Here is a 342-nt window from a genome sequence, read left to right on the forward strand (position 1 = left end):
ATGTATCGAGTTGATAGAAATAATTTTTTTAAAAATGAAAAAAAATCTACTATTTATACTCCTAGTTGGGTATCGCAATTTTTATATGATATTTTATCACCTCAAATTAAATGCGGTTTGATTTTTGATCCCTGCGTTGGTGAAGGTTCTTTGTTATTACCTTGGCAAGAAAAAGGTTTTGATGTTTTGGGGGTCGATGTAGAAAAAACCTCCTTTCCTGATTTAATTCATAAAAATTTTTTAGAATTAAGCCAAAAAGATTTAAAGAAACAAAAAATATCTTTGGTAATAACCAACCCCCCTTTTAATTTAGATTTTAAAACTAAAAGTTATGTTAAGAAA

Annotated in this window: 1 protein-coding gene; it reads left to right on the forward strand. The window is 27.2% G+C overall.

The features are described 5' to 3' along the window. Window positions 1–342 (forward strand): N-6 DNA methylase (locus OL66_RS02660; protein ID WP_034172353.1); only part of this gene is annotated, 342 nt, incomplete at both ends.

Origin of the sequence: Chrysanthemum yellows phytoplasma (assembly GCF_000803325.1) — a bacterium.
Lineage (GTDB): Bacteria > Bacillota_I > Bacilli_A > Acholeplasmatales > Acholeplasmataceae > Phytoplasma > Phytoplasma asteris.